This window comes from Scytonema sp. HK-05 (assembly GCF_963872035.1).
Classification (GTDB): Bacteria; Cyanobacteriota; Cyanobacteriia; order Cyanobacteriales; family Nostocaceae; genus Kalymmatonema.
On sequence record NZ_CAWMYC010000147.1, the window covers coordinates 111645 to 134864 of the forward strand.

Below are 23220 nucleotides of genomic sequence, written 5' to 3' on the forward strand. Positions count from 1 at the left end.
ACATGGGCTTTTATCGGCAATGCCCCGAAGTTCCCTACGGCGGGAAACCCGCCTGCAGGACTTCTCTCCACCCTACGATTTGTGGTCTAATCATAAGAATAATAAGAATAAGCGCTGTAAGGATTTTTTGTGATTGCGATGGCACAGAGTGCGATCGCATCTTTAATGCAGCAATAACATTGACAGTAGACGTATAAAAGTTATATAAAACTTGCGTAAGAAAAAATAGACACATAGACGGCTGGGGTAACTACTGCTTCTAGGGAGGAATGCAATGTTTGCCATGAGTACTCGTTGGGGCTGGATCTTAGGTATCGCGATGGGTGGCGCGTATATTTGGAGTGCAAATTGTGCCCTGGCTCAAATCGCCCCAGATAGCACTCTTCCAAATAATTCCATCGTCAATATAAATGGGAACACCTTCAACATCACAGGCGGAACCCAAGCAGGTGGTAATCTGTTCCACAGTTTCCAGCAGTTCTCTGTTCCCACTGGTAACAGAGCTTCCTTTAACAATACGGTTGACATTCAAAACATCATTAGTCGTGTAACAGGTGGGTCTATCTCTAATATTGATGGGTTGATTCGCACCGTAGGTACAGCTAACCTGTTTCTGATTAATCCGAACGGCATTGTCTTTGGTCCGAATGCGCAGTTGAATATTGGCGGTTCGTTTTTGGCAAGTACAGCGAGCAGTCTGAAATTTGCTGATGGCACAGAGTTTAGGACAGACGGTACCCAAACAAGACCATTGCTGACTGTGAGTGTTCCAATGGGTCTGCAATTTGGGGCAAATCCGGGAAAGATCCAATATCAATCTCCATCACCGGATGCGACTTATGGTCTTATTGTTGAACCAGGAAAAACCTTGGCGCTAGTAGGCGGTGATGTTGCGATAGAGGCAGGTTTGCTGGGAGCATTAGGAGGACGAATTGAGTTGGGAGGATTGGCTTCGCCTGGAACTGTGGGACTTGTAGTAAACGGCAACAATTTGAGCTTGGGCTTTCCTGATAAGGCAACGAGAGCAAATATATCTCTGACAAATCAAGCTATTGTAGGTGTAAACGCTGCTGGTGGCGGGAGTATTGCAGTCAATGCCCGAAATATAGACATTTCGGGAGGAAGCGTCCTGAGGGCTGGCATTAGGCGAGGTTTGGGGTCAGTTGGTAGTCAAGCGGGAGATATTACGCTCAATGCCACAGGGGAAACAAAAGTTGTTGGGAGCAATGTCTTCAATGATGTGCAAACGCAAGCAGTGGGTAATGCGGGGAATATTAATGTCACAACTGGCACCTTGTCCTTAACTGATGGTGGGATGGAAGTCAGGACCTTCGGCAAAGGAGATACAGGAAATATTAATATCAACGTCCGCGCTCGCCTCACCCTAGATGATGGCAGTGTAGGCAGCTTTGTTACTCTAGGAGGGCAGGGAAACGCAGGAGATGTGCAAGTCTCCACTGGTGTTCTGGAAGCGCTTAATCGCTCGCGACTGATCAGCACCACCTTAGGTAATGGAAATGCTGGAAATGTGAACATTGATGCCCGCGATCGCGTCACCCTCAATTCTAGTTCTGTCTTTAGCATTGTGTCTGACGGAGGAAAGGGAAACGCAGGAAATGTCAAAGTCTCCACTGGTGTTCTGGAAGCTCTTAATGGCTCGCAACTAATCAGCACCACCTTAGGCAATGGAAATGCTGGAAACGTGAACATTGATGCCCGCGATCGCGTCACCCTCAATTCTAGTGTTGTCTTTAGCATTGTGTCTGACGGAGGAAAGGGAAACGCAGGAAATGTGCAAGTCTCTACTGGTGTTCTGGAAGCGTTCAACCGTACGCAATTAAGTGCCAGCACCTTAGGCAATGGAAATGCTGGAAATGTGATCGTTACTGCTCGCGATCGCGTCATTTTCGACAATAGCGATGCCTTGAGCCGAGTGAACTCAGAAGGAATGGGGCAAAATGAAGGAGTGGGGCAAGGTGGAGATGTCCGCATTTTCACAGGGTCTTTAGACCTGCTGAACGGGGGACAAATTGATACTAGCGCTCTTGGCAAGGGAGATGCAGGTAATGTGCTGATTGTTGCGACGCAGCCTATCATCGTTGCAGGCGCAAGGGACAATGGACGCTCCAGCGCTATTTTCTCGACCACAGGTGACAACCCCACTATCCCTGGAAGTGGACCCACGATTGTTGGCACTGGCAAAGGCGGCAATATCACGATTACTGCGCCAGCATTGAAGGTCAGTGAGGGTGGTGTGATTGATGCTCGAACCTTTAATGATCAGCGTGGCGGCGACATCAACCTCACCCTCGGCACATTACAACTGCTTAATGGTGGACAAATCTTCACAACCAGCGAAAGCAGTGGATCTGCTGGTACGGTCACCATCAACGCCAATCAAGGAGTTACAATCGCGGGTAATGATCCCACTTACTTCAGTCGCTTAAACCAGTTTCCTAACGGCATTGCTCAAATTTCACCGAATAGCAGTCTCTCGGTTCGCTCTAGCGCAACGGGTCCGGCTGGTAATATCATCCTGAATACGCCTCGCCTGACGCTCGACAACCAAGGCACGATTAATGCTGAGTCCAACGCAGTCGATGGCGGCAACATTATCCTCAACTCGGATCTACTCCTGCTGCGTCGCAATAGTTCAATCTCTGCCACTGCGGGTGTTGCTCAAGGTGCAGGCAACGGGGGTAACATCACCATTAATGCTCCCAATGGATTCATTGTTGCCGTCCCTAATGAAAACAGTGACATCACCGCGAATGCATTCAGTGGCGGAGGTGGTCAAATCGAGATTAACACATCTGGTCTGTTTGGAATCGAGCCTAGCTTTGAGTTCACGCCAAACAATGACATCACTGCTTTTTCTCAAAGTGGAATCAGTGGCGAGATAACAATTAATAGACCAGATGTAGACCAGAGTTTGGGATTGGTGGAACTGCCCATAGTGTTAGCAGATACATCAGAGCTAATAGGAGAGACTAGCTGTGCTGGCATTGCTAGCACAGATGCTGACACAGAAAAAAGCAAATTTACTATCACCGGACGCGGCGGTTTACCCCCCAACCCTTACGATTTCCTCAGCAGTGATGTGATTTGGACAGATAATCGCATACCAACTATTACTACACAACAGCAAGCTTCTGAGAAACCTGCTGCAAAACCACCGTCTAAAGCTGATGCTATGAAAATTGTGCCTGCTACGGGATGGGTGTTCGACGGCAAGGGGCAAGTTACCCTCATTTCCCATACTTCCAATGGCAATAATTTGGGTTCTACTCCTGCTAGTTGTTTGCAACAGTGAGGGGGAAAGGGCGCAGCTTCGCTGATCGCACAACGTTATTTAAAACCTCACAAGAATCATGCCTTGAATTTTTTGGGCGCTCAGGATGCCATACGTGTCAACTTAAGGTGAAAAGCAGTATAGAACAAGCTTTTAGAGATTGCCTCGTTCCCAGCCTCTGGCTGGGGATGCCTATTGGGAGGCTCTGCCTTGCTTAAGAGCGGCAAAGCCGCTTCAAGGGCATTTCCAGGTGGAACCTGGAAACGAAATTTTAGAAGGGTTTTAGCTTAAGTTGACACCAATGGCAGGATGCCTACCCCACAAGAATCATCCCTGGATTCAGCAACGCCAAACTTATTTACGCTGGTAATTGTTCAATCTCCTCAGCAGTGTGAGTTGCTAGTGGCTCACTTACTTGCGTTTCCTGCTGTGGCGGTTGCTCTTCTTCCTCAGGTAAGCCATAAATTGACCGATACAGCTTGACGTACTGCTTGGCAGATTGATACCAACTGAAGTCTTGACTCATACCACGTTGCTGTACTGCCTGCCAGTAATCCTTGTAACGGAAACCTTCCCAAGCCCGGATCATACAGGTGAACAAATCCAGTGGTTCATAACGGTCAAAGCAATAACCAGTACCTGCATGGTTTGTTGGATCATGGTGGGATACGGTGTCAACTAATCCCCCAGTGCGGCGGACAATTGGTACAGAACCGTAACGCAAAGCCATCATTTGGCTGATACCGCAAGGTTCAAAACGGCTAGGCATCAGGAACGCATCGGTACCTGCGTAGATGCGGCGAGCTAGAGCATCGTTATACAGTAGGTAAGTTGCCATCCGTCCAGGATAGCGCGATGCCAATTGCCACATTTGGCTTTCGTAGTAGCGATCGCCTGTCCCCAACAAAACAAACTGTGCATCTGTATATGCCAGGTAGCGATCCAGAATATTCAACACCAAATCAATGCCTTTTTGTTCCACCAACCGCGTCACCATACCAATAAAAAAGGCATTGGAGTTTACTTCTAACCCCAGTTCTTCTTGCAAAGCAATTTTGTTCGCCTTGCGTTTGTCTAAAGTATCAGCAGTGAAGGTTTGGGTAATGTATTTGTCGGTGGCTGGGTCGTAAACTTCTGTATCGATGCCATTGATAATACCCGACAACTTGCCGCTGATGAAAGACAATAAACCTTCTAAAGTTTCACCATAAGCAGCTGTCTTGATTTGCTCGGCATAAGTTGGGGAAACTGTATTCACCTTGTCTGCAAACTGCACCGCAGCTGCCATCGTATTGTGTCCTTGCATATACCAAGGACACCAAGTAATTTTCTCTAAGTACCAGCGCCACGGTCCTTGATATGCCAGGTTGTGTATCGTAAAAACACTGCTGATATCAGGAGATTGATGCATCCACACGGGAATCATTCCTGTGTGCCAATCGTGACAGTGGACAATTTCCGGCTTCCAATAATTCCAGCAAAACTCAGCTGCTCCGTTGGCGAATAATGTAAACCGCCACTCTTCATCTTCTCCAGAGTAAATGCGACGGGGCAAAAAAGCTGGATGTCCAAATAAATACAAGGGAACATCAGTACCAGGCAGAACGGCTTCGTAAACTGCAAAGTCTTGGAACATGGCATATCCCCTCCATACTGGTTCTTTGGGAATTTCCATTTTGTCTGGTAGGAAGCCGTAGTAAGGCAAGAATATCCGCACATCATGCCCCATGTTTCTCAAGATTTTGGGTAGTGCTCCGACAACATCACCCATTCCACCAACTTTCGCAACGGGAGCTGCTTCTGCTGCAACAAATAAAATCCGCATGATAGTCTGTGTGTCCCTCGATTCTGCCTAGGTTAGAAGTCTACTAACAGAAAAGACGCGAATTGCATCTTTTCACATTCTGTGCCACAGAAATCAGTAGACGGCTTGCAATAATCCAAGTCTTTGTAACATTTAAAACCACAGATAAACACAGATAAAGCATCTGTGTTTATCTGTGTTTATCTGTGGTTTCATTTAAAAGAAACCGAATGATTGCAAGAGATCTCATTCTTATCTAATCACATCTGTTTGCAGAACAGCTCAGGAACCCCGTTGAATCTGGGTGAAGATTTCATCCAAAATTTCCTGCGCTCCTTGTTTCCGCAAGATTTGTGCTAGTTCTTTGCCTAGCTGTTCAGCATCTTGAGCCGCACCAGTGACTGTGTCTTTGGCAAGCTTTTGACCATCCACGCTTGCAACTATGCCCGTTAAAGTTAAATTATCACCATTTATTTCAGTATTTACACCAATGGGTACTTGACAACCTCCCTCTAGCTCACGTAAAAAGGAGCGCTCAGCAAGACAGCGATCGCGTGTTTCGGGATGTTCAATCGCTTTAAGGAGTGATAGCAGTTCGGCATCATCAGCACGGCATTCAATCCCCAAAGCTCCTTGTCCAACAGCATGGAGGGAAATTTCTTTTGGTAAGATTTGGTGGACGCGATCGCCCATTCCCAATCGCTGCAAACCAGCAACAGCCAAAATCAGCGCATCGTACTCACCTGCATCCAACTTTGCCATGCGCGTGTTCAAATTTCCCCGCACATCTTTAAACTGTAGGTGTGGGAAATGATGCCGCAACTGTGCTAAGCGTCGTAGGGAAGATGTACCGATGACAGCGCCTTCTGGAAGTGTATCAATTTGTTTACCTTTGTGTTTTTCATGCAACACTAACGCATCTGCTGGGTTTTCCCGTTCTGTAATCGCTGCGAGTACTAACCCCTCTGGTAAGCGAGTCGGCAAATCCTTGAGGGAGTGAACGGCAAAATCAATCTCCTGATTAAGCATTCCCACTTCGAGTTCTTTAGTGAATAATCCCTTATCGCCAATCTTGGCTAAGGCAACATCCAGGATTTTGTCGCCGTGGGTAGACATGGTGTGGACTTCAAAAGACATCTCTGGAAAGCTTTTCTGGAGTTGTTCTTGTACCCAGTAAGTTTGAACCAGAGCCAGTTGGCTTTTGCGAGAACCAATGCGAATTGTGCGAGCAGGACTGGAAATAACTGATGTCATAAAGAAATATGTCAAGCCAAGAGATAAATTCACTTTATCTAGACTACCGCAGTGGGTGACTTATCAGCTTTGTGCCCAATTTGAGTTCAAGATTATTCTTAGTTATCTTTACATATCTTCACTAAATTTGTGAACTTCAGTAGTAAGTAGCAATTTAAATTAAAAGTAAAAAGTCAAAAGTTACAAAATATTTCTTTTGTTTGACTTTTGACTTTCTGAAGTTGTTTTACAAGCATCTATATTAGGCAGATATTTTTGCGGAATAGGCAGTAGTTGAAGGGAAGTACAACTTATACACTATAAAAAGTTTGAGGCTAGTACACTGTCAAGGAAGTTCTAAGGGATGGCTAGATTTCTTTTTTGCCTTTTGCAAAGGAACTTTAGAAAATATAAACTCCTCAAACTAAAATTGACAAACTACTAGTTGCAGCGTGGCATGATTGTAGGTACCGCAGTTTCGATTGCGAGGGGGCGATCGCATGGGTTGGGAAGAACTCTCATCAGTCTATGAGCAACTACACCAGTGTGCAGTTCAAATTGAGGACATCGCTAGAGCTAAAGAGCGCCAACGTATCGCTCGCGATTTGCATGATTCACTGGGACAAACGCTAACGGCGCTCAATATTCAGTTGCAAACTGCTCTCAAGCTTTGGAAGCTCGATCCTGAAGCAGCTAAATCGTTTCTGACGCAGGCTCAACGGCTTGGTGCCAATGCTATCAAGGAAGTACGGCAGTCTGTTTGTTTGTTACGAGCAACGGAGAATGCCGACAAGCCTCTAGAACAATTGATAGAATCTCTAGTAAAAGATTTTCAGCAAGTCACTGGCTTATCAATCTCGACCTGCATAAACCTGTCTACTGCTCTGCCTCAAGAGGTTACTACCACGGTCTACCGAATTGTGCAAGAAGCTCTGAACAACATCTGCAAGCACGCAGCAGCAACAGCAGTGAAAATTCAGATCAAAACCATTCCGGGCGCGGTGCAACTTATAGTCGCAGACAATGGCAAGGGGTTTAGACGGAATGTCTTGCCAAAAGGATTCGGACTTAAAGGGATGGCAGAACGGGTGGCAGCATTAAGCGGTCAGTTCCACATCGAAACAGAGCCAGGAAAGGGCTGTCAGGTTAAGGTTGAACTGCCAATCCAGCAAGAAGCGACACTAGAGAAATCGCCAATCAACGTTGCTTATAATAACGTTGCTTATAATAACGTTGCTCATAATAACATTGCCCATAATAACGTTGCCCATAATAATAATAATAATGTCTCTGTCTTGACCGCTGCACCACCAACAGCAGCCTTAGTTCGTCGTAACAACGAACAATCCTCACAGTTAAACCCTCCTCCCAGCCAACTGGAAACCAATAGGGAACATTATTTATCGAACTCAAGCTATCAAATTATTGATGAGAGCTTTCTGCGCCAATGCGAGCAACAACTGATGGATTTGGTGGGACCGTTCGCTCCGTTCCTGATGAAAGAAACGCTCAAGTCTTCGCCTGGAATTTCCCAACAAGAACTAGTAGAAAACATAGCAGCAAAAATTCCCGATCCTCAGGTGGCTGCTGAATTTCGACAAGCATTGAGCAGTCAGTTTCATGTTGAAACAGAACCAAGAAAGAGCCGTCAGTTTAGGGTTGAACTGCCGTTTCAGCAAAAGCAGTCACTAGACAATATTGCTGCTGATATTTTGGCTTTGACCGCCACACAATCAACAGGAGGCTTGGTTCTTTGTTACGAGCAATCGTCATGGTTGGAACAAATTTTGGCGGACTATATTGGTCCGCTCGCCTCATCTCTACTTCAACAAGTGACGCAACAGGTGCTTAACTGCAAAGAACTCGTTGCGCGGCTGTTGTCTCACATCCCTCCAGCTCAACAAACTGAGTTTGAGGAGCGGGTAACGCTTGTGTTTAACTCAACCGTCAGCCAAGTGGAAACCACTGGGGGACATCTCTCGGAATCGAGCTACCAAATTATTGATGAGAGTTTTCTGCGCCAATGTAAGCAACAACTAACAGATTTGGTCGGACCGTTCGCCTCGTTCCTGATTAAGGAAACGCTCAAGTCTTCACCTGGGATTTGCGAACTAGAACTGGTAGAAAAGATAGCAAAAAAAATTCCCGATGCTCAGATAGCTGTTGAATTTCAACAGCGAATGTATTTATGGAGCCGAAACAAAAGTTTGTCCTGATCATAAGTACCTAGGCAAAATTAATTTCACACTCTTGCCTTGCTGAATAAGCCTTTGAGAGGATTCTGTGTGCCATTTAATTTGCATACCTACTTATATTATGTCCGGTTAAATAACCGTGCGTCCATTCGTAGTGAAGACAAGAGTCCTCTTCCACCAAAGCAAGGACTAAAGTCCTTACTACAAACAAGTTTTATTATGGGTAATTTTGCGAACATCATATTACTCCTACTGATTGGATGAAGAGAATTGGTATACCTGTGGTCTGAAAATTGCGGTTGTTCGTAGTGCAGAAGCTCAACTGAGAGTATTAATAGAGATAAAGCTTACTACGGTAGTCGCTCACTGCTATAAGTTGGTTGAACACCCAACCCTATCCCGTCCGCTTTTTACAAGATATCCCTTGAGCTATTGCCTACAAAGAAGGTGCATTTTTATGATTCGTTTGTTATTAGTAGATGACCAAAGTCTTATCCGCAACGGTATCAAAGTCATGTTGAGCTTAGAGCCAGATTTGCAAGTTGTAGGTACGGCTGACAATGGAGAAGCTGCGATCCAGCAAGTAGAGGCACTGCAACCAGATGTGGTACTGATGGATATGCGGATGCCAGTCATGGATGGCAAGCATGCTACGCGGGTTATCACTCAGCGGTTTCCAAAAGTTAAAGTCATTGTTCTGAGTACCTTTGATGATGATGAATACATTGCTGAGTCGATACAGGCTGGTGCCAAGGGCTATTTGCTCAAAGATATGCCATCTGAAGAATTGGCAGAGTCAATTCGGTTTGTCCATCGTGGTTATACGCAGCTAGCCCCCGGACTAATGGAAAAGTTGATAACTCAATCTTCCAGTTCAGCCTCCAAGCATCGCGAATCTACCCCAACTGTTCTGACTGAGTTACCTGCTAGGGAGCGAGATGTGTTGCGCTTAATTGGCACAGGTGCTACCAATCGCGAGATTGCTCAGCGGCTTTTTATTTCGGAAGGCACGGTGAAGTCTTACGTTACCAATCTATTTAACCGCTTGAATTTGAAGAACCGAGCACAACTTGCAATTTATGCGACTTCTATAATTTGGGATGAGAGTCAGGATAAACCATGACGAAAGTTATAAGAATATTTACTTATCTGGTTAACTTTAGTCAATGGAAGTTTATCTATTCGTTGCGCTGAGAATCAAGACGTTTTTCAGAGATTTTTTCCTGCTTGAAACTTTATAATGAGATTCATGAACTGGTTGAGAAGTTCTTTCTATAAAAACCAAGTTCTTCAATTTCATAAAAATGCTTTTATACAAAAAGTCGTTGATGCAGCATACAGTTTTGTTGGTTATTCCTAACAGGAATGACTACAACTTTTATTAAAGCACTAGAAAACTATCAAACACAGGACTTACACCAAGCCTGCCTTCTTGAGGGAGGTTAGGGGGATTTGCAACGTCTGAAATCCCTGAAATGCCGTCAAGGCTGCGTAAGGTCTGAAGCATTAATGTACATATTAGTACATAAACCACTTAAAATTGAGGAAAGTCAGAGCTTTCCAGTAAAAATTACCGTTATCTATGTGAAATACAACAGTAAGGAGTATAGTTGTATGTTTCTTCGCGATACCAACAACCGCAAGCTGTCTTTATTACCCTCACACAGGAGTAATGAAGCTCTAGACTCTAGAACGCAAAACCTTGTTGCTAAATTACGTAACGCGTCGGAGCAACTATACCGCGAGAAAGTTGCGCGTCTGCAAGCGGAGGCGGAACTGGAAAAGTCTCTTTCTTTACTTCAGGCGACTCTAGAATCCACTGCAGAAGGTGTTGTTGCAGTCAACTCCAAGGGACATATTGTTAGTTTTAATCAGAAATTTGTCCAAATGTGGCAAATTCCAGAATTCATCGTTAAGTCACGCAACTATAATCAATACCTGACTTTTTATAAAAATCAACTCAAAGATCCAGATAACTTTTGCAGGCGTATCCAGGAACTCGACAGCCAAGCGGATCTTGAGGGCTACGATACTTTGGAATTGAAAGATGGTCGGATTTTCGAGCGATACTGTCAACCTCTGCGGCTTGGTGAGCAAATCATCGGTACAGTATGGAGTTTTCGGGACATCACCAACCGTTTGCAAGTAGAAAAAGAGATTCACCGGAGTTTAGCACAAGAAGAACGAGGTGAACACAAAGAGCGGTTTGTCTCGATGATTTGTCATGAATTTCGCTCTTCGCTGAACATGATTTCATTCTCCACAAGCTTATTGAAACGTCATCATCACAGTTGGAGTGAAGAGAAAAAACTACAGTATCTCCACCGGGTTCAAACAACAGTCGAACAGCTCGGTCAATTAATGGATGAAGTTTTCATCATCGATACAGCACAAGCAGGAAAGCTAAAGTTTGAGCCAAAACCACTTAATCTACTCCAATTCTGCCATGACATCTTAGCTCAAATGAATTTGAGCGAAAGCAGCCAACATACAGTTACCTTTGTCAGTCAAGGTGATTGTCAAGCAGTTTGCATGGATAAAAAATTGCTGCAGCCAATTCTCACGAATTTACTCTCGAATGCGCTCAAGTATTCTCCAAAGGGCAGTACGGTTGATTTGGTACTTTCCTGCCAAGATGAAAAAGTTATTTTCCAGATAAAAGATAAAGGAATTGGTATTCCAAAAGCAGACCAACAACTCCTATTTGAAGCATTTCATCGAGGTGGGAATGTTGGCGATAGACCAGGTAGTGGACTGGGGCTAGCAATTGTCAAAAAGCTTGTGGATATACATGGTGGTCAAATTTTCGTGGAGAGTGAAGTAGGCGTTGGTACCACTTGTACAATCACATTGCCATTATGTCAATGAGTAACAATAACTAAAGATTGAGGGAAACCATGACAAAAGTTTTAGTGATTGAAAATGAGGCAGAAAACCGAAATATCTTTCTAGAATGCTTGGAGGCGGAAGGGTTCGATGTCATTAGTGCAGAAAACGGTCTTGTCGGCGTCGAAAAAGCACAAGAACACGCGCCTGACTTGATACTTTGCGATATTGTGATGCCGGAACTAGATGGTTACGGTGTTCTTAGCTCGTTACGCCAAAACCGGGCAACAGCGATGATTCCCTTCATTTTTCTTACTGCCAAGAGTACCACGGGTGAAGTTCGTACTGGCATGAAGCTGGGAGCCGATGACTATCTTACCAAGCCTACTACGGCAGAGGAATTATTGGGAGCGATCGCCACCCGACTGGAAAAACAAGCAGCCATCAAGGAATGGTACGCTGCTCAACCACAACAAGTCATAGCACCTCCTCCTGCTTCTGCTTCTGTATCGGCACAGCCCCAGTCATCCTCTCCTGCTAGCCCTCAGTTGCAGGAAGTTTTCGACTTTATCGAAGCCAATTATCACTCCTCAATAAACTTAAGTGACGTAGCCCGGGTAGTTGGTTACGCCCCAGCTTATTTAACGGATCTAATGCGACGCCAGACGGGAAAGACGGTGCATCAATGGATTGTGGAGTACCGGATGGCAAAGGCATGCTCGTTGCTTCTGGAAACTAACCAATCAGTGGAGCAGATTGCTGAAGCAGTGGGCTATCAATATGTAGGGTGTTTCTTTCGCCAGTTTCGCATCAGCTTTGGAACGACTCCTCAAGTCTGGCGTAACGCGCAGCGCATTCAATCAAGTACTGCATTGAACTGAGATAACTCTTAAGATGCACATTTTATAACGCTTATATAGCAAGGCTTTCAGAAAATGAAGAATGCAGGTGCTTCTTTCATTTGTTGCTAGCGGCGATTTTCGCGGCTAGTGAGAGGCTCACATCTTGCACCTGAAAAATTGAATTTTATTTAAGCACTAAGTACTAAGTGCAAAGTGCTTTATTTTCGATAAAAAGCCCATAAGAAAATGTAACTTTATTTATGCGTTTTTTGCTTAATCGTGGTTTCTACGGATAGGTGCAAGATATCAGATACAGCCTTCATCTGTTCAGCTTCAAATTGGCTCCAGGATTTGTTGGTATTTTGCTCTAACATAGTAAAGTTTCCAGATTTGCTAGTTTATTACGGTTTTATTTGATATGAGTGAAATTGACCAAACCTAGTCTTAATGAGGGTCTTGCAACATTGACATTAGGTTATTAGTTCTCAAAATCCGCATCCAGACGGCCTCGAATTTTAGGATTTAAGGGCGGTAATTACTTCTGATAACAGAAGTTAATTCCTGACAAACTTAAACTTAAATCAAGAATGTAGATCCAGTGAACCAAGAAAAGTTTTTTATTATGGTTCACTGGGTTAGAACAGGTTAGATACTGGTGATTACCAACCTGCTGAACTTACTCTTAAACTAACTCTTAGTGTTTCCAGTGACCGTGGTGGTGACCGTGGTGGTGACCGTGGTGGTGACCGTGGTGGCGACCGTGACCACCTGCTACTGTATCGAGATCTTCATCAGATAATTCTCCATCAAATTGTGCAATTGATTGTTGCTTAAACTCAGAGTTAGTGTTCATAACTTGAGAGATAACTTTTTTCAGATCGTCTTGCATTGTTTTGTCTCCTGTTTTCTAATTTATGATGTAAATTTACTCTTGATACTTACTAGAATAGCTAGCTACAAATAGAGCGTCAATTTAATTTATTTAGAAAGGTTTATAAAAAATATATGAGTTATCTAAAAAAATAACCTAAACATTTTAAATTCAAAAATAAAGAAATTGAATTGTGGTAAAGAGGTTATATTATCTAAAATTCAAATTTGAGTATAGCAATCATAAATGATTTGTGAAAAAATAATATCCGCGAGAACTTTTGCAAAGTCGGGGATCTGAATAAGGTCAATTTTTACAAATGAAATAGGATTGCTATATTAGTAAGAAAAAGATTTTGAACTGCATAAAAAAAAGGATGCAAATAACGCTGTGGTGTCCGGTGTGGAATACTGTGCAAAAACAGGCAGCACGGGTTGTAGCAAGGGCAAAACAAGTTGGTGCTTTTTATGTGTTTTCCGAACTTTCCGGAGATATTTACAATCCTGGTTTTTTTCAAGGCACCTCTGGAATAGGTTATGAACTCCTGAGGTTAGCATATGGGGAATCGCTTCCTTCAGTGTTGTTGTGGGAGTAAACAGCGATCGTTTCATCCTCGCCACTCTAAGACAAGCCGCTTGGGCGGCTTCTACGCGTACGTACATTTTTGTATACTAAGCAAAACTGAAAAAATTGCGAGTTTGACCGAAATCCAAACGCATTGTGCTCACAGGTTACTCCCCTATGCTGCACCCAAGTACTGATACTTAAAACTTTCGTTGGCGATCAGGCTGGCTACTTTGTCGGCGTCAAGAAGCCACAAGAACACTTGTCTGAGTTGATACTTTGCGATATTGTGATGTCGGAACTAGATGGTTACGGTGTTCTTAGCTCGTTACGCCAAAACCGGGTAACAGCGATGATTCCCTTCATTTTTCTTACTGCCAAGAGTACCACGGCTGAAGTTCGTACTGGCATGAAGCTCGGAGCCAATGACTATCTTACCAAGCCTACTACGGCAGAAGAATTATTGGGAGCGATCGCCACCCGACTAGAAAAACAAGCAGCCATCAAACAGTGGTATGCAGCCCAGTCACAACAAGTCACAGCACTTCCTCCTGCTGACGAGTCACAACAAGTCACAACACCACCTGCTGCTGACACTACTCCAACAGCAGACCCTCAGTCAATCTTTCCTGTTTGCCGTCAACTCAAAGAAGTTTTCGACTTTATCGAAGCCAATTATGAGCAGTCAATTAACTTGAGTGACGTAGCCCAAGCAGTTGGTTACGCCCCAGCTTACTTAACAGATCTCGTACGACGTCAGACGGGAAAAACGGTGCATCAATGGATTGCCCAGCGCCGCATGGCAAAGGCATGCTCGTTGCTTGTGGAAACTAACCAGTCAGTAGAGCAGATTGCTGAGGCAGTGGGGTATCAATATACAGGCTGTTTGTTTCGTCAGTTTCGCATCAGCTTTGGAACGACTCCTCAAGTCTGGCGAAACCAACACCGTTCTAGTCCTGAGTCATGAGTCCTGAATGAACTAAGGTGAGGGCTTTGGACTTTTGCGGATTCCGTTTCAGGAGTAAACCAGCAATCAGAACACTAACACACAGCAAAGCTGGGGCAGCAGAAGGTTCGGGGATAGTTGTCGGTTTGGGTTGCACACCTAGTGCGAGGATAGCTTGATCTCCCCTAATCAAACCAAAGCCACGTCTGGAGTCGAAGCCCGGCGAAGGGTTATAAGCTGTATTTCTTAGAGCATTGTAGATTTCTGTAGGCGTTGCGTTTGGGTTTGCCTGTTGTAGCAGCGCTGCTACTGCGGCTGTGAACGGAGCCGATATCGAAGTGCCGAAGAAGCTGAAGAAGCGGGGGTCATCATAAGGACGAGCGCCTCCACCCAAATTGAAAGAAATTGGTAGCCCGTCTGGAGCCACAACATCAGGCTTTAGGGAACCTGGATTGCCCTCAGAGGAGAAAGGTTCCAGTTCTCCCTGGTTTACAACAACACCGAACGCTCGGTTTGAGTAGGATGGGGTGTTCCCGTAGTACACTGCTCCAACGCTCAGCGCATTTGGGTTATTTGAGTGCCCGTATATTGGGGTATTGGGAAAATCATTACCAGCGCCAGTGAAGTAAGAAATCCCCTGATTAAAGTTCGCGTTAATTGCCTGGTTGATAAAACCATTTGGAGGTTCTAGATCTAGCAGGTTTGAGGATGTATCAGGGGTATTTTGGGGGAGTAAACCGATATCATCCACGATGATGTCTGCTCCAGCAGAGGCCAGAGCTTGAATGGCTTGACTAATGGAATCTGCCCCACCAGTACCTGTGTAAAACGCCAGGTTGGCTCCAGGAGCCACAGCATGAATGAGTTGCGATATGGCGCGACCCTCATCCTGAGCATCAGGTTCAGTGTAGTCCTTTAGTACATTCACACCAGAAGGTAAGTAGCCATTGGCTATGTTGGTAGCATAGGTATCCAAATTACCAGAGGCGTCGAAGGTTTTTGCTGTAGCAAAGCTATCAGATATTACACCAATGGTAATTCCGCTGCCGTCGAGACCGTAACGGTCTCGTAATACATCAACTCCAGTAGCTTTGGCTGCTGCTTCAATTGGCAGAGTGAAGGTAGCTGCCTGAACCGTGGTAACAAAGCTGCCCATTGCGGCAGTTGTCACAATCACCCCTGAGGTAACGATTCCTTGGAGGAGTTTCAAATTTTTCATAGAGTTTAAAAACTTTCCTCAGACAGTTTGGGTGAAAGCAGGTTATATTTTTTACTTATTGCTGTCATTCTTAGCCATATATGTTGATAAGCATAAGCTTACACTAATAATTTGAATTGTTTAGGTATAAATTAAAAAAAATTAGCAGTAATAAACTGAAAGTATTAGACGTAATTTTTTATAAAACCCAGTGAATCTAGCACAATTAGCTGTCAAAGTTCACTGGGTTTTATCATTTTGGAGTTTTCAAGTAGTTATTGAATTGTTAAGCTGTAGTTTACGCTAACTTATTAGCGTTACGAAACTTAGTGTTACGAAGGCATACTATGGGGATAGTGAAGTATATGCATATACCACCAGCCACTGCCTCCAAATCTTCCTCAGATAATTCTTCAGAACCTACTGCGATGTGTTCTGGCTGAAACTCAGAGCTATTGTTCATCGCTTGAGAGATAACATTCTTGAGTTCGTCTTGCATTTTCTTGTCTTCTATGTGTGAATTAAGTTGCGATTTTGTATCTTCAATTTCTGACTAATTGGCTTAAACCTTGTTGTTAGCGTTGCGGAAAAAACTCCAACCAACACAAGCTTTGACGAAAGACCAACCGACACAAACACCACCAGCGACTGCATCTAAGGCTTCATCTGATAATTCTTCCGAACTTGCTGCGATGTGTTCCTGTTCAGATTCAGAACTATTGTTCATCGCTTGAGAGATAACATTCTTGAGTTCATCTTGCATTTTTTTGTCTCCTATGTGTGAATAAGTTGGGGAGCATCCCAAATGTGTAAGTTCTATCAAACCCAGACTATGAACTGTCATTGCGAGCGCAACGTAGTGGAGCGAAGCAATCCCAGATCTTGCGATTGCTTCACTACGCTGTCGCTTCGTTCGCAATGACAAACATGTTTTTGCAAAATTGGGATGATCCCATAAGTTGTGATTGATTTCTTCAATTTTTGACGAATTAGCTTAGACCTTGTTATTAGCGTTGCGGAAAAAACTCCAAGCAACACAAGCTTTGACGAAAGACCAACCGACACAAACACCACCAGCAACTGCATCTAAAGCTTCATCTGATAATTCCTCAGCACTTGCTGCAATGTATTCTTGTTCAGATTCAGAGCTATTGTTCATCGCTTGAGAGATAACATTCTTGAGTTCGTCTTGCATTTTCTTGTCTCCTATGTGTGAATAAGTTGTGATTGATTTCTTCAAGTTGTGACTCATGTATTAAGCTTTAACTTAGACCTTGTTGTTGGCGTTACGAATAACACTCCAAGCAATGCAAGGTTTGATAATCGTGCTAACAAAACAACAACCACCAGCGACTGCATCTAAAGCTTTATCTGATAATTCCTCAGCACTTGCTGCGATGTGTTCTTGTTCAGATTCAGAGCTATTGTTCATCGCTTGAGAGATAACATTCTTGAGTTCGTCTTGCATTTATATATCTCATGTTTTATCAACTTCAATGTCAATCAACTCTTGACACTTACTACAATAACTAGTTCTAAATAGAGCGTCAATTTAAATTATTTAGGTAGAGTATCAAAATATTTTGAAGTCATTAATTGATGATAAAGGTATTAAGAAAATAAAAAAGTGAGCTTTACAGAATCCTCTGTTAAAGCTCACTGTGTGAGAACATTTTGAATTTTGATGGTTACCATCCTGCGTAAATGCCTACACTAACTATTGGTTGTAGGGATAAACTAACGTACATTCAAGTCACACAACTTAGGACCTGAATTCTTTTACGGGTTTAGTGCATTGAGCAAGGCACCGCTAGGTCTTAGAGTGCAAAGGAATAGTCTTCCTAAAAGTGTTCTAAGCTTATGCTTACACTTTATCGTTGCCATTTCTTATAATACTCCAATACTTACACTGTATTCTATAAGTGCAGTTCACGCACCGCCCACCTGCTACTACCTCTAAGTCTTCATCAGATAATTCTTCAAATTGCGAGATTGACTCTTGCTCTAACTGAGAGTTAGAGCTCATAGCTTGAGAGATAACATTCTTGAGTTCGTCTTGCATGGTTTTGTCTCCGATTGATTAATATTTGATGTCATTTTACTCTTGACACTTACTACAATAGCTAGCTCCAAATACAGCGTCAATTTGATTTTTTTAGGTAAAAACAAAATATTTTGAAGTCATGAACTGATGATAAAGGTGTTAATAAAATAAAAAAATGAGCTTTACAGAATCCTCTGTTAAAGCTCACTGTGTGAGAACATTTTGAATTTTGATGGTTACCATCCTGCGTAAATGCCTACACTAACTATTGGTTTTAGGGATAAACTAAAGCACATTTAAGTCACACAACTTAGGACCTGAATTCTTTTACGGGTTCAGTGCATTGAGCAAGGCATGGTTAGGTCTTAGCCTGCAAAGGAACATTTTCCTTAAAGTGTTCTAAGCTTATGCTTACACTTTATCGTTGCCATTTCTTATAATACTCCAATACTTACACTGTTTTATCAAACTCCAACCAAGACAAATACCACCTGCCACTACCTCCAAATCTTCCTCAGATAATTCTTCAAATTGTGTGGTTGACTCTTGCTCAAACTCAGAGTTAGAGTTCATAGCTTGAGAGATAACATTCTTCAGTTCGTCTTGCATGATTTTGTCTCCTATTGATTAATATTTGATGTCATTTTTCTCTTGACACTTACTACAATAGCTAGCTCCAAATAGAGCGTCAATTTGTTTTTTTTAGGAGACAGACTAAAGAATTATGAGTCGCTCAAGAAAAATCATCTAAAGATTTTGAAGTCAAAAATAAATAAATTGAATTGTGCCGGATAGTTGATATTATCTAAAATTTCAATTTGAAACTAGTAGAACAAATATTCTGAACTCAATAAAAAAAAGGATACAAATAGCATGGATGTTTCACAGCAAGCTTTACTCAAAATAGCCGAACAAGCCAGTACACTCGTTGAGAGATTGGGTAATTGCTTTGTTCCAGATGAAGCTGAGGACAACAACAAGTTAGCTATGTCTCGCTTGAAAGCATGGTGCCAGATAGTCGCACAAAGCAACCCAGAAAAGTTAGCCAAACGCCTTGTCTGGGATGATCTGGATTCTGGCACTATTGTTAAGGTTCTCGGTGCTGTCCATCTTGTCGATGGGGAACAACTCCCCGTTTGGACGGAAACTTTGCACGAAGCGTTGCAAACTGATTGGGACGCAGCTTATACAAGTACCAGTCGCTGTCTGGAAACCGAAAACCCAATTCCCTTTGAACAAGTTTATCTGCCCTTTGTTTATATAGCGCGGGAAAAACTAATTGCACAGGTCGGTGCTAGTTGGCAATTGCTGTCCGAAGCAGTCCACATCAGCTTGGAACGTCAGCTGCTATCGAAGTTAGCATCTCTTGGTGTCCGGGCTTTAGACCTTGAGTTTTCAAAATTTAAAGCACAGAAGCAATCTGCTGACATTTCCTTAACTCAACAGCAAAGTGAACATTCTAATGTGCAGTACCAAACTTTTATTGAAGATTTAAAAGCAGAAGGACTGTTATCTTTCTTTCAAAAGTACAGTGTGTTAGCACGGCTAGTAGCGACGACAATAGATTTCTGGGTAGAAGAAAAAGCAGAATTTATTCAGCGATTAGCATCAGATTTACCAACCATCCAGCAAACGTTCCAAGAAAAGACTGGTCAGGTTGTTGAAATCCAAGGAAATCTTTCCGATCCTCACAACCGAGGGCGTTCCGTGATGGCTGTGACTTTTGAGTCTGAATTGAAGGTAATATACAAACCTAGAGGCTTAACTTTAGAAGCTACGTATTTTCAGTTACTCGCTTGGTGTAATCAGCAGGAAGCTTTGCTACCGTTCAAGACACTCAAAGTTATCGACTGCAAGACACATGGCTGGATGGAGTATGTAGAGCATTTGCCGATTGAAGATGAGCTAGCAGCACAGCGATACTATCAGCGTGTCGGAATGCTTCTGTGTTTAGTTTACTTGCTTCAAGGGAATGACTGTCATCAGGAAAATCTGATCGCTAGTGGAGAACATCCAGTGCTGGTAGATTTGGAAACCCTTCTGCATCCCTATGCTCGCGAGGTTAATCCTACAGAAGAAGTAGGGGCACAATCTCTGGCCAATGAGCAGTTGTTTGAAGATTCTGTGCTGCGGACTGGACTACTCCCAAGATGGGAATTTGGGGCAGATGGAGGCAAAGCTCACGATATTAGTGGTTTGGGAGGATTTGGTGAGCAGGAAATTCCTGTTCGCATACAAAAGTGGCAGAACATCAATACTGATAACATGGCATTGGAGTATGAGCCTGGTATTATGTCAGCTGCAAACAATGTACCTTCGCTCAATGGCATCGCCCTCTTACCTAGTGACTACGTTAATCAAATTGTAGATGGTTTCCAAAAGATGTATCAGTTTCTGTCAGAACGACGAGAAGCTCTTTTAGGAACTGATAGCCCTTTAGCTGCTCTGGCTCATCAGAGAGTAAGGTTTTTGTTTCGTAATACTCACGTCTACGGTCATTTTTTGGAGAAAACCCTCTATCCACAATTTTTGCAGCATGGTGTAGACCGCAGTATTGAACTGGATGTGCTGAGTCGGGCATTTTTAGCAGCAGAAGAAAAACCTAGGATCTGGTCACTGCTAGCAGTAGAACAACAAGCCATGGAACAAATGGATATTCCTTATTTCTTTGCTGACTCAAGCAGTGATGCTCTGACACTCAACTCTGACATAGTTATTGAAAGATATTTTAAAGAACCTAGCTATGACCGCATGATTTCTCGTCTACAGCAGCTTAATGATGCAGATTTAGCTCAACAGATTGGAATTATTCGGGGTTCTTTTTACTCACGGGTTGCTCGTGGCATGACTAATATTACACCCACTCAGCGTGGTAGTGTTGGTTTGGATCTCAATGCAATAACTCCCTTAACACAAGCACAACTGGTAGAAGAGGCAGTAAAGATTGCTAAAGAACTGCAACAAAAAGCAATTCGCGCCACGGACGGGAGTGTCACCTGGATTGGTATGGGATACCTCCCTAAGGCAGAGCGGATGCAACTTCAGCCTTTGGGCTATGGCTTATATGACGGTGTTTGCGGAGTTGCTCTGTTTTTAGCGGCGTTGGCAAAAGTTACTGGTGACCCGGGATTTCGAGGTTTAGCATTGAGCGCCTTGCAAGACCTGAAAAAAACCTTACAGCACACAGAACCGAATGAGCAACCAAGACTTACCAAGGAACTAGGTATTGGTGGAGCTACTGGATTAGGGTCTATCGTTTATACCTTGGTACAGGTCAGCCGGTTTCTGGATGAACCAGAGCTTCTTGATACAGCTAGCCTTGCAGCCTCGCTAATCAGCCAAGAAAGTATTACGAGCGATCGCCAATTTGACACGATAGCAGGCGCAGCAGGGGCAATACTAGGTTTACTAACTTTATACCAAGCAAAGCCAAATCCAGCCATTCTCGATCAAGCCCAAGCCTTAGGTTATCACCTGCTAAATAACCGCACCAAGAGCGAGACTGGATTGCGAGCTTGGGCAACTTTGGAAGACAAGTTAGCAACGGGAATTTCTCATGGTGCAGCGGGCATTGCCTACGCCTTACTGCGATTGTACAAAACTACGCAAGACCCCGTTTTTCTAGAAGCAGCAGAAGAAGCGATCGCCTATGAACGCAGCGTCTTCTCACCCGATGATGGCAACTGGCCAGATGTGCGAAATTTTTCTCTCAATAAGAGTAAACTATCGTTTATGACGAGTTGGTGTCATGGTGCTCCTGGCATTGGTTTAGCCCGTTTGGGAACTCTGCCCATACTTGATACAGCAGAAATTCGCCAAGAAATTGCAGTCGCCATCAACACGACTCAGCAATTTGGTTTACACAACATCGACCATCTGTGTTGCGGTAACTTTGGCAGAATGGAGGTGCTATTAGTAGGAGCCAGCAAGCTTGAGCGTCCGGATCTGTTGAATACTGTCCAAAAACAGGCAGCACAGGTTGTCGCAAGGGCAAAACAAGTTGGTAGTTTTTATCTGTTTTCCGAACTTTCCGGAGATATTTACAACCCTGGTTTCTTTCAAGGCACCTCTGGAATCGGTTATGAACTCCTGAGGTTAGCATATCCGGAATCGCTTCCTTCAGTATTGTTGTGGGAGTAAACAGCGATCGTTTCATCCTCGCCACTCTAACAGAAGCCGCTCAAGCGGCTTTTACGCGTACCCACGCTTTTATCTATACCAAGTAGAACCGAAAGAATTGCGAGTCTGACCGAAACATTGTGCATTGTTGTTGCAGATTACTTTCTTTATGCTGCTGCTATGAATAACTGGCTGAACACTCAATCCCATCCTGTCCGCTTTTTGCTTTACTTGGAATGGGGGTTGCTATTAATCGCGATTGGCTTTGCCACTGCCCCTTGGGCAATCGCTCTTTGGGCAGCTCCCTCTGCGAGTATCGCCTTCTCCTTCGCAGACGCTACCGCAAACGGCACTCCCCAAGGCGCGATCGCGGCTATCTCCCTAGAGCCTCTGTTAGTGCCCCAACTATGGCTTCCCAAAACAGTCGAACTGTTCATCCTGGCTGTGTTTGCATTGACCGGTGGCATATTACCCAGTGGTAGATTTGCTGGCAAAATGCTGTACATTGGCATACAGTTCAGTTTAGTTTTGGCATGGCTGGCTTTAAGTGGACAGTTGTGGCTGTTGCCAGTTCTGTTGCTAATCGTCATGATTCGCAGTTGCTTTTTGTTACCATTGCTTGGGCGTTGGGCAATGGCAGGGTTTGTTTTGGCAATTATGTTACTTACAAGAGTGCAACAGCTTGGCAGCAGTCACAGATCTGCGTTGTTCAATCAGTCCCCACAACATTGGTTGAGCCAGTGGAGTGATATTTTCTGGTTTGGGATTGTGCTGTTACTACTGATGCAGTTGATGCAGTACGTACTGGTGGTGCAACAGATGCAGCAGCAACTAGCGCGTGAGCAACAACGATGGCGACAGTATACTCAACAACAGGAGGAAATCACCGCACTCCAAGCACACCACCGCGTTGCTTATGAAAGCTATGACGCGTTGGGACACGCGTTGATTGCCATCAATATTCAGTTACAAAGCGCCCTAAAACTCTGGTCTATCGACCCTAGTCAAGCGCAAAAGTTTTTGGCACAAGCCCAACGCTTAGGAGTCACGACCATGCAAGAGATTCGCAATTCTGTTCGTGCACTACGCATCCATAGTGTACCACCACCACGAGCAGAACTGTCCTGTGAAACGAAAGATCAAGACACCTCTGAAAATAAGGCAGAAGGCACTTATGTTGAAGGGGTGAGGGCTTGTTAAAACTTGTTAGAACTCGTTCCAAGTCAGAGACTTGGAATGCCTTAAGTGAGACTCTGTCTCACGATCACACAGCTGCTAGAGGCAGA

At 43.9% G+C, this 23220-nt stretch carries 18 protein-coding genes; 9 read left to right on the forward strand and 9 right to left on the reverse strand.

Translation table 11 applies throughout. The annotated features are described in order from the left end of the window. The first annotated feature begins 283 nt into the window (after window positions 1-283). Entirely contained in the window at window positions 284-3313 is a 3030-nt protein-coding gene (locus tag AACT52_RS33860) for a two-partner secretion domain-containing protein (RefSeq protein ID WP_158054535.1), read from the forward strand. A gap of 337 nt (window positions 3314-3650) precedes the next feature. On the opposite strand, the gene glgA is transcribed toward AACT52_RS33860, so the two are convergent. Both glgA and hemC read right to left on the reverse strand, forming a co-directional pair. Further along, on the reverse strand, window positions 3651-5117 hold the full coding sequence (gene glgA, locus AACT52_RS33865) for a glycogen synthase GlgA (protein WP_073628210.1): 1467 nt from the start codon (window positions 5115-5117) through the stop codon (window positions 3651-3653). A gap of 261 nt (window positions 5118-5378) precedes the next feature. Further along, entirely contained in the window at window positions 5379-6350 is a 972-nt protein-coding gene (gene hemC, locus AACT52_RS33870; protein ID WP_073628212.1) for a hydroxymethylbilane synthase, read from the reverse strand. Window positions 6351-6829: 479 nt separating this feature from the next. Between hemC and AACT52_RS33875 the strand changes: the two genes are divergently transcribed. From AACT52_RS33875 to AACT52_RS33890, 4 genes are all read left to right on the forward strand, one after another. Then, window positions 6830-8545: a sensor histidine kinase gene (locus tag AACT52_RS33875; RefSeq protein WP_073628214.1), complete on the forward strand. Its 1716-nt coding sequence runs from the start codon at window positions 6830-6832 to the stop codon at window positions 8543-8545. 436 nt (window positions 8546-8981) lie between these two features. Next, window positions 8982-9647, forward strand: coding sequence for a response regulator (locus AACT52_RS33880; RefSeq protein WP_073628216.1), 666 nt, complete (start codon window positions 8982-8984; stop codon window positions 9645-9647). 491 nt (window positions 9648-10138) lie between these two features. Then, window positions 10139-11392 (forward strand): PAS domain-containing sensor histidine kinase, encoded by a 1254-nt coding sequence (locus AACT52_RS33885; protein WP_073628218.1) that lies wholly within the window; start codon window positions 10139-10141, stop codon window positions 11390-11392. A gap of 29 nt (window positions 11393-11421) precedes the next feature. After that, the gene (locus AACT52_RS33890) at window positions 11422-12231 is read left to right on the forward strand and encodes a response regulator transcription factor (RefSeq protein WP_073628220.1); all 810 of its coding nucleotides are present in this window, start codon (window positions 11422-11424) and stop codon (window positions 12229-12231) included. A gap of 655 nt (window positions 12232-12886) precedes the next feature. Here the strand turns inward: AACT52_RS33890 and AACT52_RS33895 are convergent. After that, window positions 12887-13081, reverse strand: coding sequence for a hypothetical protein (locus tag AACT52_RS33895; protein WP_073628222.1), 195 nt, complete (start codon window positions 13079-13081; stop codon window positions 12887-12889). Window positions 13082-13439: 358 nt separating this feature from the next. On the opposite strand from AACT52_RS33895, the gene AACT52_RS33900 reads away from it, so the two are divergent. After that, window positions 13440-13658 carry a lanthionine synthetase LanC family protein gene (locus AACT52_RS33900; RefSeq protein WP_073628224.1) on the forward strand — a complete coding sequence of 73 codons (219 nt, stop codon included), beginning with the start codon at window positions 13440-13442 and terminating at the stop codon, window positions 13656-13658. Between the two features lie 123 nt (window positions 13659-13781). Continuing rightward, window positions 13782-14594 (forward strand): response regulator transcription factor, encoded by an 813-nt coding sequence (locus AACT52_RS33905; protein ID WP_073628226.1) that lies wholly within the window; start codon window positions 13782-13784, stop codon window positions 14592-14594. On the opposite strand, the gene AACT52_RS33910 is transcribed toward AACT52_RS33905, so the two are convergent. The 6 genes from AACT52_RS33910 to AACT52_RS33935 all read right to left on the reverse strand — a co-directional run bounded on the left by AACT52_RS33910 (window position 14578) and on the right by AACT52_RS33935 (window position 18424). Then, window positions 14578-15792, reverse strand: coding sequence for a S8 family peptidase (locus AACT52_RS33910; RefSeq protein ID WP_073628228.1), 1215 nt, complete (start codon window positions 15790-15792; stop codon window positions 14578-14580). The two genes, AACT52_RS33905 and AACT52_RS33910, sit on opposite strands and share 17 nt — an antisense overlap. 277 nt (window positions 15793-16069) lie before the next feature. After that, entirely contained in the window at window positions 16070-16270 is a 201-nt protein-coding gene (locus AACT52_RS33915) for a hypothetical protein (protein ID WP_073628230.1), read from the reverse strand. A gap of 63 nt (window positions 16271-16333) precedes the next feature. After that, window positions 16334-16534, reverse strand: a complete 201-nt coding sequence (locus AACT52_RS33920) for a hypothetical protein (protein ID WP_073628232.1) — start codon at window positions 16532-16534, stop codon at window positions 16334-16336. A 231-nt stretch (window positions 16535-16765) separates the two neighbouring features. Then, a complete protein-coding gene (locus AACT52_RS33925) occupies window positions 16766-16966 on the reverse strand; it encodes a hypothetical protein (RefSeq protein ID WP_073628234.1) in 201 nt (66 codons plus the stop codon). Window positions 16967-17038: 72 nt separating this feature from the next. Continuing rightward, window positions 17039-17239, reverse strand: coding sequence for a hypothetical protein (locus AACT52_RS33930; protein ID WP_073628236.1), 201 nt, complete (start codon window positions 17237-17239; stop codon window positions 17039-17041). Window positions 17240-18226: 987 nt separating this feature from the next. Continuing rightward, on the reverse strand, window positions 18227-18424 hold the full coding sequence (locus AACT52_RS33935; protein WP_073628240.1) for a hypothetical protein: 198 nt from the start codon (window positions 18422-18424) through the stop codon (window positions 18227-18229). Between the two features lie 264 nt (window positions 18425-18688). On the opposite strand from AACT52_RS33935, the gene AACT52_RS33940 reads away from it, so the two are divergent. Next, entirely contained in the window at window positions 18689-21955 is a 3267-nt protein-coding gene (locus AACT52_RS33940) for a type 2 lanthipeptide synthetase LanM family protein (RefSeq protein ID WP_073628242.1), read from the forward strand. A gap of 159 nt (window positions 21956-22114) precedes the next feature. Further along, complete coding sequence (locus AACT52_RS33945; RefSeq protein WP_073628244.1) at window positions 22115-23134, forward strand: histidine kinase dimerization/phosphoacceptor domain-containing protein; 1020 nt, start codon at window positions 22115-22117, stop codon at window positions 23132-23134. Window positions 23135-23220 lie beyond the last annotated feature (86 nt).

What these genes read in the sequence shown, in the direction of transcription:
- AACT52_RS33860 (WP_158054535.1), top strand. Translation starts at nt 284, where the DNA reads ATGAGTACTCGTTGGGGCTGGATCTTAGGTATCGCGATGGGTGGCGCG.
- glgA (WP_073628210.1), bottom strand. Translation starts at nt 5,117, where the DNA reads ATGCGGATTTTATTTGTTGCAGCAGAAGCAGCTCCCGTTGCGAAAGTT.
- hemC (WP_073628212.1), bottom strand. Translation starts at nt 6,350, where the DNA reads ATGACATCAGTTATTTCCAGTCCTGCTCGCACAATTCGCATTGGTTCT.
- AACT52_RS33875 (WP_073628214.1), top strand. Translation starts at nt 6,830, where the DNA reads ATGGGTTGGGAAGAACTCTCATCAGTCTATGAGCAACTACACCAGTGT.
- AACT52_RS33880 (WP_073628216.1), top strand. Translation starts at nt 8,982, where the DNA reads ATGATTCGTTTGTTATTAGTAGATGACCAAAGTCTTATCCGCAACGGT.
- AACT52_RS33885 (WP_073628218.1), top strand. Translation starts at nt 10,139, where the DNA reads ATGTTTCTTCGCGATACCAACAACCGCAAGCTGTCTTTATTACCCTCA.
- AACT52_RS33890 (WP_073628220.1), top strand. Translation starts at nt 11,422, where the DNA reads ATGACAAAAGTTTTAGTGATTGAAAATGAGGCAGAAAACCGAAATATC.
- AACT52_RS33895 (WP_073628222.1), bottom strand. Translation starts at nt 13,081, where the DNA reads ATGCAAGACGATCTGAAAAAAGTTATCTCTCAAGTTATGAACACTAAC.
- AACT52_RS33900 (WP_073628224.1), top strand. Translation starts at nt 13,440, where the DNA reads ATGCAAATAACGCTGTGGTGTCCGGTGTGGAATACTGTGCAAAAACAG.
- AACT52_RS33910 (WP_073628228.1), bottom strand. Translation starts at nt 15,792, where the DNA reads ATGAAAAATTTGAAACTCCTCCAAGGAATCGTTACCTCAGGGGTGATT.
- AACT52_RS33915 (WP_073628230.1), bottom strand. Translation starts at nt 16,270, where the DNA reads ATGCAAGACGAACTCAAGAATGTTATCTCTCAAGCGATGAACAATAGC.
- AACT52_RS33920 (WP_073628232.1), bottom strand. Translation starts at nt 16,534, where the DNA reads ATGCAAGATGAACTCAAGAATGTTATCTCTCAAGCGATGAACAATAGT.
- AACT52_RS33925 (WP_073628234.1), bottom strand. Translation starts at nt 16,966, where the DNA reads ATGCAAGACGAACTCAAGAATGTTATCTCTCAAGCGATGAACAATAGC.
- AACT52_RS33930 (WP_073628236.1), bottom strand. Translation starts at nt 17,239, where the DNA reads ATGCAAGACGAACTCAAGAATGTTATCTCTCAAGCGATGAACAATAGC.
- AACT52_RS33935 (WP_073628240.1), bottom strand. Translation starts at nt 18,424, where the DNA reads ATGCAAGACGAACTGAAGAATGTTATCTCTCAAGCTATGAACTCTAAC.
- AACT52_RS33940 (WP_073628242.1), top strand. Translation starts at nt 18,689, where the DNA reads ATGGATGTTTCACAGCAAGCTTTACTCAAAATAGCCGAACAAGCCAGT.
- AACT52_RS33945 (WP_073628244.1), top strand. Translation starts at nt 22,115, where the DNA reads ATGAATAACTGGCTGAACACTCAATCCCATCCTGTCCGCTTTTTGCTT.